The following is a 17,525-nucleotide window of genomic DNA, read 5'->3' as shown; positions in this document are numbered from 1 at the left end:
TGCCTTTATCCATAAAAGGAGAGGGGCTTTTTCACAATGCTACAGGGCGGTGAAAAACCACACTTTTTTTAGAAAAGGGAGCTACTCACTAATGAGCATGGTCGCTTTTTGTCCGGTGTTATGCAGACTTTTCCTTTGATTTATATCAACTTACCTTGCGCTGTAAAAACTAATGTGGCCTCGTCAAATCAATAACCAGAGGTGTCTATGAGCCACTCTTCTACCCCCCAAAGGGTGTCAGGCCGAGTTATTAACGACTGGCGTCCGGACGATCCGCTTTTCTGGCAACGCCAGGGCCACCACGTCGCCAGTCGTAACTTGTGGATTTCTGTCCCGTGTCTGTTACTGGCGTTCTGTGTGTGGATGTTATTTAGTGCTGTTGCCGTAAACCTGAACAAAGTCGGCTTTCAGTTTTCGACCGACCAGCTCTTTATGCTGACAGCCTTACCGTCGGTTTCGGGCGCACTGCTGCGCGTACCATACTCTTTTATGGTCCCGGTATTCGGTGGCCGTCGCTGGACCGCATTCAGTACCGGTATTCTGATAATCCCATGCCTCTGGCTGGGTTTCGCGGTTGAAGATACCTCAACCCCATTCAGTACATTCATTGTCATCGCGCTGTTGTGTGGCTTTGCCGGGGCGAACTTTGCTTCCAGCATGGCGAACATCAGCTTCTTCTTTCCAAAAGAGAAGCAGGGGAGCGCGTTAGGGATTAACGGCGGCTTTGGCAACCTGGGCGTGAGCGTGATGCAGCTTCTGGCACCGCTGGCGATTTCGTTTTCGATGTTTGCCGTATTCGGCGCAACGGGCGTGGCACAGCCTGATGGCAGTATGATCTTCCTGGCCAATGCCGCATGGGTATGGGTACCGTTGCTGGCACTCTTTACCCTGGCCGCCTGGTTTGGCATGAACGAACTGACCGCATCGAAAGCGTCACTGAAAGCACAGCTGCCTGTGTTAAAGCGTAAGCACATGTGGATCATGAGCTTTCTCTATCTGGCAACTTTTGGTTCGTTTATCGGATTTTCAGCCGGTTTCGCTATGTTGTCGAAGACCCAGTTTCCGGACGTGGTCATTATGCATTACGCCTTCTTTGGTCCACTCATCGGTGCGCTTGCCCGTTCTGCTGGTGGAGCACTGTCGGATCGCCTGGGCGGGACACGCGTGACGCTGGTGAACTTCATCCTGATGGCTATTTTTAGCGCCTTACTTTTCCTGACGCTGCCTTCGAATGGCGCAGGCGGGAATTTTATCGCCTTCTTTGGCGTCTTCCTGATGCTGTTCCTGACGGCCGGGCTGGGCAGTGGTTCCACCTTCCAGATGATCTCAGTCAATTTCCGCAAGATGACGCTGGAACGCGTGAAAAAATCCGGCGGCAGTGAATCAATGGCATTGCGCGAGGCGGCAACCGAAACCGCTGCCGCGCTGGGCTTTATTTCAGCGATTGGGGCTATTGGCGGCTTCTTTATCCCGAAAGCCTTCGGTACTTCACTGGCACTCACCGGCTCCCCGGCAGGCGCGATGAAAGTCTTCCTGGTGTTTTACATCGCCTGTGTGGTGATCACCTGGGCTATCTACGGACGGAATTCTAATAAAAACTAGGTAAATGTTGATTATCCTTGTGCGCGGGCCTGGCCCGCGCTTTTTTTGTCTTCATTTAGTTACAACATACTTATCGGTATTTTCACTAACCACAGCGAAAAAGCCTCGTCTACAGGGGGATATACTCCTTAATACCTGCTTAGCGTATTTTTTGACGCTCTTCGTCGTTTAATTCAATTTATTTGCTTATTTATCAATAAATTATGTTTAAAAATATTCTACCATTTTAGAGGTAGAAAATGATTTTGCTCCCGTGATGAAGCCGTTACGGCTTGATCGCCATCAATTCTTCCCCCCTTTCAGAGCGTTACTTTCGCCGCAAATGCTGTAACCCCTAATTTGCGCAATGTCGATTTATCAGAGAGCCGTCAGGCTCCATACAGGAGAAACCCGATGAGTAAATTCCTGGACCGATTTCGCTACTTCAGACAGAAGGGCGAAACCTTTGCCGATGGGCACGGCCAGCTTCTCGAAACAAACCGGGACTGGGAGGATGGATACCGCCAACGCTGGCAGCACGACAAGATCGTGCGTTCTACTCACGGTGTAAACTGCACCGGGTCTTGCAGCTGGAAGATTTATGTCAAAAACGGTCTCGTCACCTGGGAAACCCAGCAGACAGACTATCCGCGTACACGCCCGGATATGCCTGACCATGAGCCACGCGGCTGCCCACGCGGTGCCAGTTACTCCTGGTACCTTTACAGCGCAAATCGCCTTAAATATCCGCTGATGCGCAAACGCCTTATGAAAATATGGCGCGAAGCGAAAGTGCAGCACCCGGACCCGGTGAATGCCTGGGCCTCGATCATTGAAGATGCAGAGAAAGCCAAAAGTTTTAAACAGGCGCGCGGACGCGGTGGTTTTGTCCGTTCCTCATGGCAGGAAGTGAATGAGCTTATTGCCGCTTCTAACGTCTATACCGTAAAAACGTACGGCCCGGACCGCGTAGCGGGCTTCTCGCCAATTCCGGCTATGTCGATGGTCTCCTATGCTTCCGGGGCACGTTACTTGTCGCTGATAGGCGGCACCTGCCTGAGCTTCTACGACTGGTATTGCGACCTGCCGCCGGCCTCGCCGCAGACCTGGGGCGAGCAGACCGATGTACCGGAGTCCGCTGACTGGTATAACTCCAGTTATATTATCGCCTGGGGCTCCAACGTGCCGCAGACCCGTACCCCGGATGCCCATTTCTTTACCGAAGTCCGCTACAAAGGCACCAAGACCGTTGCCGTAACCCCGGATTATGCCGAAATCGCCAAGCTGTGCGACCTGTGGCTGGCGCCGAAGCAGGGCACCGATGCGGCAATGGCGCTGGCGATGGGCCACGTAATGCTACGTGAGTTCCACCTGGATAATCCGAGCCAGTACTTTACCGATTATGTGCGTCGTTATACCGACATGCCAATGCTGGTGATGCTGGAACCGCGTGAAGGATACTACGCCGCAGGCCGTATGCTGCGTGCATCTGATCTCGTGGATGCACTGGGGCAGGAGAATAACCCGCAGTGGAAAACCGTCGCCTTCGCTGATAACGGCGACATGGTGGCACCGAACGGTTCGATCGGTTTCCGCTGGGGCGAGAAGGGCAAATGGAACCTTGAACAGCGTGACGGCACTACCGGTGTTGAGACGCAGCTGCAACTTAGCCTGCTGGGTCGCCAGGATGAGATTGCAGACGTTGGCTTCCCCTATTTTGGCGGCGAAGGTACCGGGCACTTTAGCAAGGTTGAGCTGGAAAACGTTCTGCTGCATAAACTGCCGGTTAAACGTCTGCAACTGGCCGATGGCAGCAGCGCACTGGTGACCACGGTTTATGACCTGACTCTGGCAAACTATGGCCTGGAGCGCGGTCTTAATGATGAAAACTGCGCCACAGACTACAACGATATCAAAGCCTATACTCCGGCCTGGGCTGAAAAAATCACCGGCGTTTCCCGCGCCAATATTATCCGTATCGCCCGCGAATTCGCTGATAACGCCAACAAGACCCATGGCCGCTCGATGATCATTATCGGGGCAGGGATGAACCACTGGTATCACCTCGATATGAACTACCGTGGCATCATCAATATGCTGATCTTCTGCGGTTGTATCGGTCAAAGCGGCGGCGGCTGGGCACACTATGTTGGCCAGGAAAAATTGCGCCCGCAAACCGGCTGGCAGCCGCTGGCGTTTGCTCTCGACTGGCAGCGTCCGGCGCGTCATATGAACAGTACCTCTTACTTCTATAACCACTCCAGCCAGTGGCGCTATGAAACCGTTACCGCGCAGGAGTTACTGTCTCCGCTGGCCGATAAATCACGCTACACCGGCAGCCTTATCGATTTCAACGTCCGTGCTGAGCGGATGGGGTGGTTGCCATCGGCGCCGCAGCTGGGCACCAACCCGCTGCGTATTGCCGAAGAGGCGAAAAAAGCAGGTATGTCGGCGGTGGATTACACCGTGAAATCCCTGAAAGAGGGCTCCCTGCATTTTGCGGCGGAGCAGCCCGAAAATGGCAAAAACCACCCGCGTAACCTTTTTATCTGGCGTTCAAATCTGCTGGGCTCCTCCGGTAAAGGCCATGAGTACATGCTCAAGTACCTGTTGGGTACGGAAAACGGTATTCAGGGTAAAGATCTCGGTAAGCAGGGCGGCGTGAAGCCGGAAGAGGTGGAATGGAAAGATAACGGTCTCGACGGCAAGCTGGATCTGGTGGTGACGCTGGACTTCCGTCTGTCCAGTACCTGTCTCTATTCTGACATCGTGCTGCCGACCGCAACCTGGTATGAGAAAGACGACATGAATACCTCGGATATGCATCCGTTTATTCATCCGTTGTCTGCGGCCGTTGATCCGGCCTGGGAGTCAAAAAGCGACTGGGAGATTTATAAAGCGATCGCCAAAAAATTCTCCGAAGTCTGCGTGGGGCATCTCGGTAAAGAGACCGATCTGGTGACGTTGCCAATTCTGCATGACTCTGCCGCTGAACTGGCGCAGCCGCTGGAGGTGAAGGACTGGAAAAAAGGCGAATGCGACCTGATCCCCGGTAAAACTGCACCGCACCTGATTCCGGTTGAGCGTGATTATCCGGCGACTTACGAACGCTTTACCTCTATCGGCCCATTGATGGAGAAAATCGGCAACGGCGGTAAAGGCATTGCCTGGAACACCCAGAGCGAAATGGATCTGCTGCGTAAGCTCAACTACACCAAAGCAGATGGCCCGGCGAAAGGCCAGCCAATGCTAAACACGGCGATCGATGCGGCAGAGATGATCCTGACTCTGGCGCCGGAAACCAACGGCCATGTGGCGGTAAAAGCCTGGGCGGCGCTCAGTGAATTTACCGGTCGCGACCATACGCACCTGGCAACGAATAAAGAAGAGGAAAAAATCCGCTTCCGCGATATCCAGGCGCAGCCACGCAAAATTATCTCCAGCCCGACCTGGTCCGGCCTTGAAGATGAGCATGTCTCTTATAACGCGGGCTATACCAACGTTCATGAACTCATTCCATGGCGTACGCTCTCCGGTCGCCAGCAGCTGTATCAGGACCATCAGTGGATGCGTGACTTTGGTGAAAGTTTGCTGGTGTATCGTCCGCCCATTGACACCCGTTCAGTGAAAGAGGTGATGGGCGAGAAGTCCAACGGCAATCCGGAAAAAGCGCTCAATTTCCTGACGCCGCACCAGAAATGGGGGATTCACTCCACCTACAGCGACAATTTGCTGATGCTGACCTTAGGGCGCGGCGGTCCGATTGTCTGGATGAGTGAGACGGATGCCAAAGAGCTGGGGATCGAAGATAACGACTGGATCGAAGTCTTTAACTGCAACGGTGCCCTGACCGCGCGCGCAGTGGTCAGCCAGCGCGTTCCCGCCGGGATGACCATGATGTACCACGCTCAGGAACGTATCGTGAACATTCCTGGCTCAGAAATCACTGGTCAGCGTGGCGGTATCCATAACTCGGTGACCCGCATTACGCCGAAACCTACCCATATGATCGGCGGTTATGCGCAGCTGTCCTGGGGCTTTAACTACTACGGGACGGTCGGCTCCAACCGTGATGAGTTTGTGGTGGTGCGTAAGATGAAAAACATTAACTGGTTAGATGGCGAAGGTAATGACCAGGTACAGGAGAGCGTAAAATGAAAATTCGTTCACAAGTCGGCATGGTGCTGAATCTGGATAAGTGCATCGGCTGTCATACCTGCTCAGTCACCTGTAAAAACGTCTGGACCAGCCGCGAAGGGATGGAGTACGCGTGGTTTAACAACGTGGAAAGTAAACCAGGCGTCGGTTTCCCGACTAACTGGGAAGATCAGGAAAAATGGAAGGGCGGCTGGATCCGTAAAGTTAACGGTAAGCTGCAGCCGAGGATGGGTAACCGTCCGATGCTGCTGGGAAAAATCTTTGCCAATCCGCATCTGCCGGCCATCGATGATTATTACGAGCCATTTGATTATGACTACCAGACGCTCCATACCGCGCCGGCTGACAGCAAACACCAGCCCATCGCCCGCCCGCGCTCGCTGATTACCGGCCAACGGATGGATAAGATCACCCGTGGGCCAAACTGGGAGGATGACCTGGGCGGCGAGTTTGCGAAGTTATCAAAAGACAAAAACTTCGAAAACATCCAGAAGGCGATGTACGGCCAGTTTGAAAACACCTTCATGATGTATTTGCCGCGCCTGTGTGAACATTGCCTTAACCCGGCCTGTGTGGCGACCTGTCCGAGCGGGGCGATTTACAAGCGCGAAGAAGACGGCATTGTGCTGATCGATCAGGATAAATGCCGCGGCTGGCGTATGTGCATCACTGGCTGCCCGTACAAGAAGATCTACTTCAACTGGAAAAGCGGAAAATCCGAGAAATGCATCTTCTGCTACCCGCGTATTGAATCCGGGATGCCGACAGTGTGCTCCGAAACCTGCGTGGGCCGTATCCGCTATCTCGGCGTGTTGCTATACGACGCGGACGCGATTGAAAACGCGGCCAGCACAGAAAACGAGAAAGACCTCTATCAGCGCCAGCTGGATGTGTTCCTTGACCCGAACGATCCGAAAGTTATTGCGCAGGCGATAAATGACGGCATTCCACTGAGTGTTATCGACGCCGCCCAAAAGTCGCCGGTTTATAAAATGGCGATGGACTGGAAGCTGGCGCTACCGCTGCACCCGGAATATCGCACTCTGCCAATGGTCTGGTACGTGCCGCCACTGTCACCGATTCAGTCTGCGGCAGATGCGGGTGAGCTGGGCCGCAACGGTATTCTGCCAGACGTGGACAGCCTGCGTATTCCGGTACAGTACCTGGCGAACCTGTTGACCGCAGGGGACACCGGACCGGTACTGCTGGCACTCAAGCGTATGCTGGCAATGCGCCACTACAAACGTGCGGAAACCGTCGACGGCGTCGTCGATACCCGCGCGCTGGAAGAGGTGGGGCTGAGCGAAGCGCAGGCGCAGGAGATGTACCGCTATCTGGCCATCGCCAACTACGAAGATCGCTTCGTAGTACCGAGCAGCCATCGCGAACTGGCGCGCGAAGCATTTCCTGAGAAGAGCGGTTGCGGCTTTACCTTTGGCGACGGCTGCCACGGTTCAGACAGTAAATTCAACCTGTTCAACAGCCGCCGAATCGATGCCATTGATGTGTCGGTAAAAACGGAGCCGCACCTATGATTGAACTGGTCGTTATTTCCCGCCTGCTGGAATACCCGGATGCTGCCCTGTGGCAGCATAAGCAGGAGCTGATGGAGGCACTGCAATCATCAACGCACTTCACGGCGTCTCAGTCGCAAGGGGTTATCGAATTTCTGCAACAATTGACCTCCCAGGATCTGCTGGATGCCCAGGCAAGCTACAGCGAGCTGTTTGATCGTGGTCGTGCGACTTCATTGCTATTGTTCGAGCATGTCCATGGCGAATCCCGCGACCGCGGTCAGGCGATGGTCGATCTGCTGGCGCAATACGCCCGGCAAGGGCTTGAGCTTGATAGCCGTGAGTTACCGGATCATCTGCCGCTTTATCTGGAGTATCTGGCGCAACTGTCACCGGCAGAGGCGTTGGGCGGATTGCAGGATATTGCGCCGATTCTGGCGCTGCTGAGCGCACGACTACAACAGCGCGAAAGTCACTATGCGATGCTGTTTACCCCACTTATTGAACTGGCGAATACCGCTATCGATCAACAGAAAGTGGCAGAAAAAATCGCCGATGAAGCGCGTGATGATACCCCGCAGGCGCTGGACGCCGTCTGGGAAGAAGAGCAGGTGAAATTCTTTGCCGAACAGGGGTGTGGCGAATCTGACATTACTGCACATCAACGTCGCTTTGCTGGCGCTGTCGCACCGCAGTATCTGAATATCACAACCGGAGGACAGCAATAATGCACTTCCTGAATATGTTCTTCTTTGATATGTACCCGTATATTGCCGGGACGATTTTTCTGATGGGGAGCTGGCTGCGCTATGATTACGGCCAGTACAGCTGGCGCGCCGGCTCAAGCCAAATGCTCGATCGCAAAGGTATGGTGATTTGGTCGAACCTGTTTCATCTTGGGATCCTGGGCATTTTTGCCGGGCACTTTCTGGGGATGCTGACACCGCACTGGATGTACGAATCATTCCTGCCACTTGAGGTGAAACAAAAAATGGCGATGATTGGCGGCGGGGCCAGCGGTGTGATGTGCCTGGTGGGCGGTATCATGCTGCTGAAACGTCGGCTCTTCAATCCGCGTATTCGCGCGACCTCGACGGCAGCCGATATTCTGATCATGACATTGCTGATGGTGCAGTGTGCGTTGGGGCTGCTGACGATCCCCTTCTCCGCGCAGCATATGGATGGCAGCGAAATGATGAAACTGGTGGGCTGGGCGCAGGCCGTGGTGACTTTTCACGGCGGGGCCTCTGCACACCTTGACGGGGTGGCATTCATCTATCGTCTCCATCTGGTGCTGGGGATGACGCTGTTTGTGCTGTTCCCGTTCTCGCGGCTGGTGCATATCTGGAGCGCGCCAGTTGAATATCTGACGCGCAAATACCAGATTGTCCGCGCGCGCCGCTAACTCCGCATTCTGATTTCAGCCCCGCATTCGCGGGGTTTTTTCTCCCCCCAGCCCAGGTTATTACCTGCGGCAGCAAACAGAATCAATACCCCGCCCGCCAGCTGAGTAGCGTTGAGCGTATGGCCAAAAACCAGTTTATCAACCACAATCGCGACGATGGGGTATATAAAGGAGAGCGAACCTGTGACGGGGGTCGGCAATTTCTGAATAGCGCTGTAGAGTAACTGGTACATCACGCCGGTGTGTACAATTCCGAGCGTGAGCAAAATCAGCCACGGAAAGTCCGTGGAAACGGTGGGTATGCGGGCCAGTGGTAGCAGGAGAATTACCCCGGTTAACACCTGGATAAAGGCAATATGCTGCGGTGCGATCCCGGTAAGTTTACGGGTGATGATAGCAGTCAGCGCGTAACAAAAAGCAGCGCTCAGGGCCAGTACGATACCAGAAAACCACTGTGCGGAAAGACCGGATGCAAGCTCACCGGAGAGCAGAATCACCACCCCGACAAAGGCGAGCAAAAGCCATCCCCATTTCACCAGACTGACCCGCTCGCCCAGCGCCATCCCCATTAAAACCAGCATGAACGGCTGCGTATTGTAGACCACAGTCGACAGGCCAATCGAAATACGGCTATAGGCGGCAAACAGCAATAACCAGTTGACGACCAGGGCAATACCGCCCGCAATGGCTAATGCCAGCGTCACTTTAGTCAATGGACTAAAGGGCTGTTTACTCGCCCGGATAAAGATAAACAGGGTGATTACCCCGATCAGGCATCGCCAGAAAACCACTTCCGTGACCGGTAATCCCGACAGCAAAACGAATGCACCGATGGAACCGGAAATTAACATCGCCAGGCTCATCTGCCAGACGCCTTTTTGCCTGCTTTGCATAAACCACCTCCTCAATAGTGGTCTTTATTGTCGAAAATGACAGGCCGGATTTACAGGGTTGATGTAAGGTAGAATGCGGGAATAACGTTTATTAATTAGGTGAAAAGAATGGAATGCCTTATCGACGAAATTGATCGACTCATTCTGGCGTGTCTGGTGGAAGATGCACGGATGTCGCTGAAAGTATTGAGTGGTCGTGTTGGCCTGTCGTCACCCAGTACAGCGGAGAGGCTTAAGCGGCTCGAGGAAAAGGGGGTGATTGAAGGATACGCTGCGCGGGTTAATTTGACAGCGTTAGGGTATACCCTGCAGGCACTGGTGCGTGTTCGCCCATTGCCGGGGTTATTACAGAAGGTGGATAAATACATTCAGGCGATGCCCGAGTGTATTGAGAGCGATAAGGTCACCGGGGAGGATTGTTTTGTTATCCGGCTGGTGGTCCGCTCCATTGAACAACTGGACACATTATTAGATGGCCTGGCGGAATACGCCCAGTGCAACACCTCTATTGTGAAAAGCTCGCCGGTAAAACGCCGCTTGCCGCCAGTGTAATGATGTTGGTGGTGCTGGAAAGATGACTCGTCGCGTTGCTCCTCGCCCTTCGGGTCGTTGCCTGCGGCAACGCTTTCTCGCTGCGCTCGAATCGAACCTTAGTCGAAGCTTCTCATCCTTCCCTGTTCGAAAGAATTTATGACAGTGTGGATTTGACTGGGCTGGGTGCTACATGAAGTGATGGTGGTGGGGGAAGGATTCGAACCTTCGAAGTCGATGACGGCAGATTTACAGTCTGCTCCCTTTGGCCGCTCGGGAACCCCACCAGGGGTAATTCAAATTGTCGGGTACTGCTTTGAAGAGGGGAGAAGATGATTTGTCGCTTTGCTCCTCACCCTTCCCGGCAAGTGCAAACATCTGCATAACTTGTCGGTGTTACCACATTGCTGTGGTGAATAATGGTGGTGGGGGAAGGATTCGAACCTTCGAAGTCGATGACGGCAGATTTACAGTCTGCTCCCTTTGGCCGCTCGGGAACCCCACCACGGGGTAAAGCTTATACTGGCCGGCCTCCGTTACGGGAAGCGGGGCGCATCATATCAAATGACGCGCCGCTGTAAAGCTTTCCTTCAACGAAACTGAATCGTTTGCGTACTTTTCATCCGTAACGGATTAAAGCTAATCAATTCATTTCGTTAGCGATTAAAGAATAATCGTTCTGTTACCGTAAACGAAAACACGTTGCGCCAGTACCTGATACAACGCACGGCTCAGAACATTCTTTTCAACATCGCGACCCGCACGCATCATATCTTCGGCAGTATAAGTGTGATCTACATGAATCACGTCCTGCATGATAATTGGGCCTTCGTCCAGATTATCGTTTACGTAGTGTGCCGTCGCGCCGATGATTTTTACCCCGCGCTCATACGCCTGGTGGTAAGGACGCGCCCCGATAAATGCCGGCAGGAAGGAATGGTGAATGTTGATAATTTTATTGGGAAAACGGGAGACAAAACCCGGCGTCAGTACGCGCATATACTTCGCTAACACCACATAATCCGGTTGATGCGCTTCAATGGCTTGCGCCATAAGTTCATCATGCTCTTCGCGGGTTAGTCCTTCATGGCTGACCAGCTCAAACGGAATATCAAAACGTTCTACCAGAGAACGCAGCGTATCATGGTTGCCGATCACGGCTGCAATATCGATATCCAGCCCGCCGTAATTGGCTTTCATTAATAAGTCGCCAAGACAATGAGCCTCTTTCGTCACCAGAATCACCACGCGACGCTGTCCCGCCGGGTTCAGTTCACGAACAGAACCTTCCGGCAACGCGCTGTCCAGATCGGCCAGCAGGGTAGAGTCGTTAAAAATACCTTCCAGCTCAGTGCGCATGAAAAAGCGACCGGTACGGTGATCAACGAACTCGTTGTTTTGCACAATATTGAGTTCGTGTTTGTAACAAATGTTGGTAATCCGCGCGATCAGACCTTTCTGGTCAGGGCAAATGGTGCGTAATACTTTACGTTGTAATGAATGCATTGCCGGGTAAATCCTGTTGATGGTGTTTGCTATGAGTTATCGCTGGGCGTATTGCCCGCAGCACTTTTTGAATTTCTTGCCAGACCCGCACGGACACGGATCGTTACGGCCAAATTGCGGACGTGTGCCGTCAATATAATACCACCGGCCGTTCTCCTTTAAGAATCTGGAACGTTCAATAATTGCTCCCGCTTTGCCATCCTCATTGAAACGAGCAATAAAACTGACGTAACCTTCTGTGTCGTTTTTTCCGCTGGCATGTTCGAACACCGTCAAACCCAGCCATTGGGTACGGTCGAAACCCGCTTCAATTTCCGGACGAAACGTGGCGGCATGGCAATCCGGATGCCAGGTGCTAACCAAATAGTTGGCATCTTTCATCACAAATGCGCTGTAACGGGAGCGCATAAGATGTGATGGATTTGGCGCAACCTGTGCGCCAGACAGATAAGGCTGACAACATAGGCTATACTCGACTGCGCTACCGCAGGGACAGAGTTGAGACAAAATCGGCTTCCTGTACAAAAATAACGGCACTATAAGCCAGAGTAGCGTTATGTTAACTGAGCTGTAGCTTCGTGGCTACGCCAGTCGTTCCGGGGGACAAAAATCCAGGTAATGAGAACGGTTAAAATTGGGTTGGCGCTGGGATCAGGTGCTGCCAGAGGCTGGTCACACATTGGTGTGATAAATGCATTGCAACATGCAGGGATCAAAATTGACGTCGTGGCGGGGTGCTCAATAGGTTCCCTTGTGGGCGCCGCTTATGCCTGCAATAAACTCCCTAAACTGGAAGCGTGGGTGCGATCTTTCAGTTACTGGGACGTCCTCAAGCTTATGGATCCATCGTGGCGACGCGGTGGATTATTGCGCGGCGAGCGCGTTTTTAACCACTATCGGCAGGTCCTGCCAGATACGCAGTTTACTGATTGCCAGTTGAAATTCGGTGCCGTAGCAACCAACCTCAGCACCGGGCGGGAGCTATGGTTTACCGAAGGCGATCTTCATCTTGCGGTGCGCGCCTCGTGCAGCATGCCCGGGCTGATGTCGCCCGTCGCCCATAATGGTTACTGGCTGGTTGATGGCGCAGTGGTGAATCCGGTGCCTGTTTCCCTGACGCGCGCACTTGGCGCTGATATCGTTATTGCGGTCGATTTGCAGCATGATGCGCATTTGATGCAGCAGGATTTAGTATCGACAACGTTAATGGAAGAGGCGCAAGAAGGCATAGAGAGTGACGACTTACGCTGGCATGAACGCCTTCGGGACAGACTGAGTAAAATGAAGGCCCGGCGCACCGTTGTTGCACCTACAGCCATGGAAATCATGTCCACGTCCATTCAGGTGCTTGAAAATCGACTTAAGCGCAACCGAATGGCCGGCGATCCACCCGATATTTTAATTCAGCCAATTTGTCCACAAATTTCGACACTTGATTTTCATCGGGCAGAGGCAGCAATCGCAGCGGGGCAACTTGCTGTTGAAAAGAAAATTGATGAACTACTACCGTTAGTAAGGACAATAGCCTGAGTATGTTTTTTTTATTCGAGTTCAGCAAATTCTGACAGGCGATTATTGATAGATCATGCCACTATTTATTTATCGTCGGGCAGGGGAGATAAGATGACGCAGCCGTTAGCAGGAAAACAGATACTGATCGTTGAAGACGAACCCGTCTTCCGCTCGCTGCTGGATTCCTGGCTCTCATCTCTGGGAGCGGAAACACTGGTCGCGGATGATGGCGTTTCAGCGCTCGAACAGCTGAACAATGCCTCCCCTGATCTCATGATTTGCGATATTGCCATGCCGAGAATGAATGGTCTTAAGCTTGTCGAACATTTGCGCAATAAAGGCGATCAAATGCCGGTGCTCGTCATTTCCGCTACCGACAACATGGCAGATATTGCGAAGGCGCTACGTTTAGGTGTGCAGGACGTTTTACTTAAGCCAGTTAAAGATCTTAACCGTCTTAAAGAGACCGTGTTCGCCTGTCTCTATCCCAATATGTTTAATTCGCGTGTCGAAGAAGAAGAACGTCTGTTTCAGGATTGGGATGCGCTGGTAGAAAATCCGCAAGCGGCTGCCAAACTTTTACAGGAATTACAGCCGCCGGTTCAGCAGAAAATGTCGGGGTGTCGGGTTAATTATCGTCAGTTAGTTTCTGCCGATCAGCCAGGCCTGGTGCTTGATATCGCGCCAATATCATCGCGCGATCTGGCCTTTTATTGCCTTGATGTGACGCGGGCAGGGAATAATGGCGTTCTGGCTGCATTATTACTGCGTGCGCTGTTTAACGGTTTACTTCAGGAACAGTTGTCACATCAACATCAAAAACTTCCCGAGATGGGTAGTTTACTTAAACAGGTAAACCAGTTACTCCGTCAGGCAAATTTGCCCGGACAGTTCCCTCTGTTGGTAGGGTATTATCACAGCGAATTAAAGAACCTTATTTTAGTGTCGGCAGGCCTTAATGCCACATTAAATACCGGCGAACACCAAATTCAAATCAGTAACGGTGTACCGTTGGGCACCTTAGGAAATACTTATCTGAACCAATTGAGCCAACGGTGCGATGCCTGGCAGTGTCAGGTATGGGGAGCTGGTGGTCGTCTGCGTTTAATGTTGTCTGCGGAATGAGCAATCGCAACGTATTGCGCAGATAGCTTTACCTCCTTTTTAAGGCGAGTGGTACTATCGCCACAGTTTTGCGTATTAATCCTAATTAAGCGTTATAGCGTCCTTTTCAGACCAGGTCATTACGCTGGTACTGATATACTCAGATGCGAATTAATTCATGAACATGCTCAAAGCGTGAACAGACCAGGAGATTTTCAATGGCTGCCATAAATTCAAGAGTGACTAAAGCAGTTATCCCGGTTGCGGGATTGGGAACCAGGATGCTGCCGGCGACAAAGGCTATTCCTAAAGAAATGTTACCGTTGGTTGATAAGCCATTAATTCAGTATGTCGTGAATGAATGTATAGCTGCGGGTATTACCGAAATTGTTCTGGTTACACATTCGTCGAAAAATTCGATCGAAAACCACTTCGATACCAGCTTTGAGCTTGAAGCCATGCTGGAAAAACGCGTGAAACGTCAGCTGCTGGAAGAAGTTCAGGCTATTTGCCCGCCGCACGTCACCATTATGCAGGTCCGTCAGGGGCTGGCTAAAGGCCTTGGACACGCGGTGCTGTGTGCGCATCCGGTTGTAGGTAACGAGCCCGTTGCGGTTATTCTGCCGGATGTCATTCTGGACGAATTCGAGTCCGATCTTTCACAGGATAACCTGGCTGAAATGATTAAGCGTTTCGATGAAACCGGTGCCAGCCAGATTATGGTTGAGCCTGTTGAAGATGTGACTGCATACGGTGTTGTTGACTGTAAAGGCGCTGAACTCAAACCCGGTGACAGTGTGCCGATGGTTGGCGTAGTAGAAAAACCGAAAGCGAATGTTGCTCCGTCTAACCTTGCTGTTGTAGGCCGTTACGTCCTCAGCGAAGAGATTTGGCCGTTACTGGCTAAAACGCCTCCGGGAGCAGGTGACGAGATCCAGCTGACCGACGCTATCGATATGCTTATCGAGAAAGAGACCGTCGAAGCTTACCACATGAAAGGCAAAAGCCACGATTGCGGCAATAAGCTGGGTTATATGCAGGCTTTCGTAGAATATGGTATTCGCCATAACGTACTTGGCAAAGAATTTAAAGCCTGGCTGGAAGACGCGGTCGGTGTCGCTAAAGCCTAACCTGCTTTAGTCGCAGGGAATAAAGCCGGATTGATGCTTATCACTCCGGCTTTTTTATTGCCAGTAGCTATCTCAGGGATGACTGACCATGAACGTGAACATCATTATGCTGATTGGGAATATCGATATGGGAAAGTGGGGGAGTATATAGCATCAGTAATACACGTTTATCTTCATCCCCACGCAATATGTTTAGCAACAATGGTTAAAAAAGTGGTTAAAAAAAATCCCGCCATTGGCGGGATTTTTCATAAAGGCTTGGGATTATTCCTGGATCAGGAAGTCTTCCAGTTTTTTACCTTGTTCGTCCATCGCTTTTTTGATTACTGCCGGAGTACGGCCCTGGCCGGTCCAGGTTTTAGTTTCGCCGTTCTCGTCAACGTAGCTATATTTAGCCGGACGAGCAGCGCGTTTAGCTTTAGTTCCGGTTTTAGCTGCGACCATGCTGTTCAGCAGTTCATTCGGATCAATACCATCAGCAATCAGCATTTCGCGATATTGTTGCAGTTTACGAGTACGTTCTTCGATTTCAGCAGCTGCAGCGCTTTCTTCTTCACGACGCTCGTTAACTACCACTTCTAATTTTTCCAGCATTTCTTCGAGCGTTTCCAGAGTGCATTCTCTTGCCTGCGCACGAAGAGTACGGATGTTGTTCAGAATTTTAAGTGCTTCGCTCATTGTAGTAATCTCAAACTTATATTGGGGTGGTTTGTTGAGCTAATAATAGAGCGTTAATTTGAGTAGTGCAATAGGTGAGAATGTAAGGAATTCAAATTTCCTCTTTATTTACCTCATTTTTAAAAATCGCTAACTTAAATTTTTCTTGAAGAACCGCACAAAAAAGCCATATTGAAAGCATTATCACCCGAACGGCTCAGGTGTTTAATCGGCATTTTTAACTGATTAATCTCATGCGAATTATAGTTTCGATGGATAAATATCAACCTTTTTTATTAGGGCTCACAACAGCGTCGTTTTGCATAAAACATTAATAATTTCTTGTGCCTGGCGCTGAATTTTCTTGTTTTTTATACCCCTGGTAAGACGCGGTGCGCTTATTGTTTGTTTCTTTGGCAGCAACAGCTTGCCAAAGGAAATAGCGTGAAGCATATCGATGAAAACATGTACGGAAGGTAAGTAAAGTGTGCATTGGGCATTCCGGGAGCTACGTTAAAATATGATACAATCCTGACAAGGAATATCACACTTTGATTGGGGTCATGCGGGCGATGGCGCAACTTTATTTCTACTATTCAGCGATGAATGCCGGTAAATCCACGGCTTTACTGCAGTCTTCCTACAATTATCAGGAACGCGGCATGCGGACTCTGGTCTATACAGCGGAAATTGATGACCGCTTTGGTGCAGGGAAGGTAAGTTCTCGAATTGGCTTATCCTCGCCGGCGCGTCTTTTTAACCAAAATACATCCCTTAAAGATGAAATTAATGCTGAGCACCAGCGCGAGCCTGTCCACTGCGTTTTAGTTGATGAAAGTCAATTTTTAACCCGCCAGCAGGTATATCAGTTGTCCGATGTCGTCGATGAACTTGATATTCCCGTGCTCTGTTATGGATTACGAACAGATTTCCGCGGCGAATTGTTTATCGGTAGCCAATATCTTCTGGCGTGGTCAGATAAACTGGTTGAACTAAAAACTATCTGTTTCTGCGGACGTAAAGCCAGTATGGTGCTGCGACTTGACCAGACGGGGCGTCCATATAATGAGGGCGAGCAAGTCGTTATTGGCGGTAATGAGCGCTATGTGTCCGTTTGCCGTAAACATTATAAAGAGGCGCTTGCAGAAGGCTCTCTGGCTGCTATTCAGGCGCGTATAAGAGGGTAACTCTCCTGTACGTCTGCGTGTTCTGCAAATTGATTTCAGGCACGAGAATCTGCCCCCAGGCCAGAGAATAAAAACCTCAGACTCTGCGCCTGGGACACTGTCCGCGTGGTGTCACGCAATTACGCTGTATCCGACGTTACAGCGACAATCAGAGCACACGTCCTGGCAGTTTGGTTTTCAGTGCGCCAGTCGGACAATCTCTTCTTTATTGCAGTGTCCTGCATACTCAGATGTATTAGCATCTGCGGTTTCACATATCCATAATCAGCCACGCTACGCGTTCTGTGGGACGTTTATGCTTAAGGGTATGGTATTGATACAGTCATTCTGGCGAATCAGAGGACCGG

Annotated in this window: 14 protein-coding genes, 2 tRNA genes and 1 other RNA gene; 10 read left to right on the top strand and 7 right to left on the bottom strand. The window is 51.4% G+C overall.

Annotated elements, in window-relative coordinates:
• The first annotated feature begins 207 nt into the window (after window positions 1-207).
• The 5 genes from AAIG39_RS07720 (at window position 208) to narI (ending at window position 8,658) form a co-directional block, all read left to right on the top strand.
• Window positions 208-1,602: a NarK family nitrate/nitrite MFS transporter gene (locus tag AAIG39_RS07720; RefSeq protein ID WP_090084670.1), complete on the top strand. Its 1,395-nt coding sequence runs from the start codon at window positions 208-210 to the stop codon at window positions 1,600-1,602.
• Window positions 1,603-1,995: 393 nt separating this feature from the next.
• Entirely contained in the window at window positions 1,996-5,739 is a 3,744-nt protein-coding gene (locus AAIG39_RS07715; RefSeq protein WP_343193555.1) for a nitrate reductase subunit alpha, read from the top strand.
• Window positions 5,736-7,274 (top strand): nitrate reductase subunit beta, encoded by a 1,539-nt coding sequence (narH, locus tag AAIG39_RS07710; protein ID WP_343193554.1) that lies wholly within the window; start codon window positions 5,736-5,738, stop codon window positions 7,272-7,274. The genes AAIG39_RS07715 and narH overlap by 4 nt, the downstream gene beginning before the upstream one ends.
• Window positions 7,271-7,981 (top strand): nitrate reductase molybdenum cofactor assembly chaperone, encoded by a 711-nt coding sequence (narJ, locus tag AAIG39_RS07705; protein WP_343193553.1) that lies wholly within the window; start codon window positions 7,271-7,273, stop codon window positions 7,979-7,981. Before narH ends, narJ begins: the two co-directional genes overlap by 4 nt.
• Window positions 7,981-8,658, top strand: a complete 678-nt coding sequence (narI, locus tag AAIG39_RS07700; RefSeq protein ID WP_090084663.1) for a respiratory nitrate reductase subunit gamma — start codon at window positions 7,981-7,983, stop codon at window positions 8,656-8,658. Before narJ ends, narI begins: the two co-directional genes overlap by 1 nt.
• On the opposite strand, the gene AAIG39_RS07695 is transcribed toward narI, so the two are convergent.
• Window positions 8,655-9,551, bottom strand: coding sequence for a DMT family transporter (locus tag AAIG39_RS07695; RefSeq protein ID WP_343193552.1), 897 nt, complete (start codon window positions 9,549-9,551; stop codon window positions 8,655-8,657). The two genes, narI and AAIG39_RS07695, sit on opposite strands and share 4 nt — an antisense overlap.
• Window positions 9,552-9,659: 108 nt before the next feature.
• Between AAIG39_RS07695 and AAIG39_RS07690 the strand changes: the two genes are divergently transcribed.
• Window positions 9,660-10,103 carry an Lrp/AsnC family transcriptional regulator gene (locus tag AAIG39_RS07690; RefSeq protein WP_090085099.1) on the top strand — a complete coding sequence of 148 codons (444 nt, stop codon included), beginning with the start codon at window positions 9,660-9,662 and terminating at the stop codon, window positions 10,101-10,103.
• 6 nt (window positions 10,104-10,109) lie between these two features.
• Here AAIG39_RS07690 and AAIG39_RS07685 read toward each other — a convergent pair.
• From AAIG39_RS07685 to AAIG39_RS07665, 5 genes are all read right to left on the bottom strand, one after another.
• Window positions 10,110-10,240, bottom strand: a non-coding RNA gene (locus AAIG39_RS07685) — RtT sRNA.
• 44 nt (window positions 10,241-10,284) lie between these two features.
• Window positions 10,285-10,369 (bottom strand) — tRNA-Tyr (locus tag AAIG39_RS07680).
• Window positions 10,370-10,502: 133 nt separating this feature from the next.
• A tRNA-Tyr gene (locus AAIG39_RS07675) sits at window positions 10,503-10,587 on the bottom strand.
• A gap of 158 nt (window positions 10,588-10,745) precedes the next feature.
• A complete protein-coding gene (gene purU / locus AAIG39_RS07670; RefSeq protein ID WP_090084660.1) occupies window positions 10,746-11,588 on the bottom strand; it encodes a formyltetrahydrofolate deformylase in 843 nt (280 codons plus the stop codon).
• A 36-nt stretch (window positions 11,589-11,624) separates the two neighbouring features.
• Entirely contained in the window at window positions 11,625-12,095 is a 471-nt protein-coding gene (locus AAIG39_RS07665; RefSeq protein WP_090084659.1) for a YchJ family protein, read from the bottom strand.
• A gap of 111 nt (window positions 12,096-12,206) precedes the next feature.
• Between AAIG39_RS07665 and rssA the strand changes: the two genes are divergently transcribed.
• The 3 genes from rssA (at window position 12,207) to galU (ending at window position 15,334) form a co-directional block, all read left to right on the top strand.
• Entirely contained in the window at window positions 12,207-13,118 is a 912-nt protein-coding gene (gene rssA / locus AAIG39_RS07660; RefSeq protein WP_090084658.1) for a patatin-like phospholipase RssA, read from the top strand.
• 93 nt (window positions 13,119-13,211) lie between these two features.
• Window positions 13,212-14,225 carry a two-component system response regulator RssB gene (rssB, locus tag AAIG39_RS07655; RefSeq protein ID WP_090084656.1) on the top strand — a complete coding sequence of 338 codons (1,014 nt, stop codon included), beginning with the start codon at window positions 13,212-13,214 and terminating at the stop codon, window positions 14,223-14,225.
• 197 nt (window positions 14,226-14,422) lie between these two features.
• Window positions 14,423-15,334, top strand: a complete 912-nt coding sequence (galU, locus tag AAIG39_RS07650) for a UTP--glucose-1-phosphate uridylyltransferase GalU (RefSeq protein WP_090084654.1) — start codon at window positions 14,423-14,425, stop codon at window positions 15,332-15,334.
• Window positions 15,335-15,598: 264 nt separating this feature from the next.
• On the opposite strand, the gene hns is transcribed toward galU, so the two are convergent.
• A complete protein-coding gene (hns, locus tag AAIG39_RS07645; protein WP_090084653.1) occupies window positions 15,599-16,012 on the bottom strand; it encodes a histone-like nucleoid-structuring protein H-NS in 414 nt (137 codons plus the stop codon).
• 551 nt (window positions 16,013-16,563) lie between these two features.
• Between hns and tdk the strand changes: the two genes are divergently transcribed.
• Window positions 16,564-17,178, top strand: a complete 615-nt coding sequence (gene tdk / locus AAIG39_RS07640) for a thymidine kinase (RefSeq protein WP_090084651.1) — start codon at window positions 16,564-16,566, stop codon at window positions 17,176-17,178.
• Window positions 17,179-17,525: the final 347 nt, after the last annotated feature.

The sequence above is a fragment of the Phytobacter palmae genome (assembly GCF_039409775.1).
GTDB lineage: Bacteria > Pseudomonadota > Gammaproteobacteria > Enterobacterales > Enterobacteriaceae > Phytobacter > Phytobacter palmae.
This window is presented reverse-complemented; position numbering and strand designations above follow the sequence as displayed.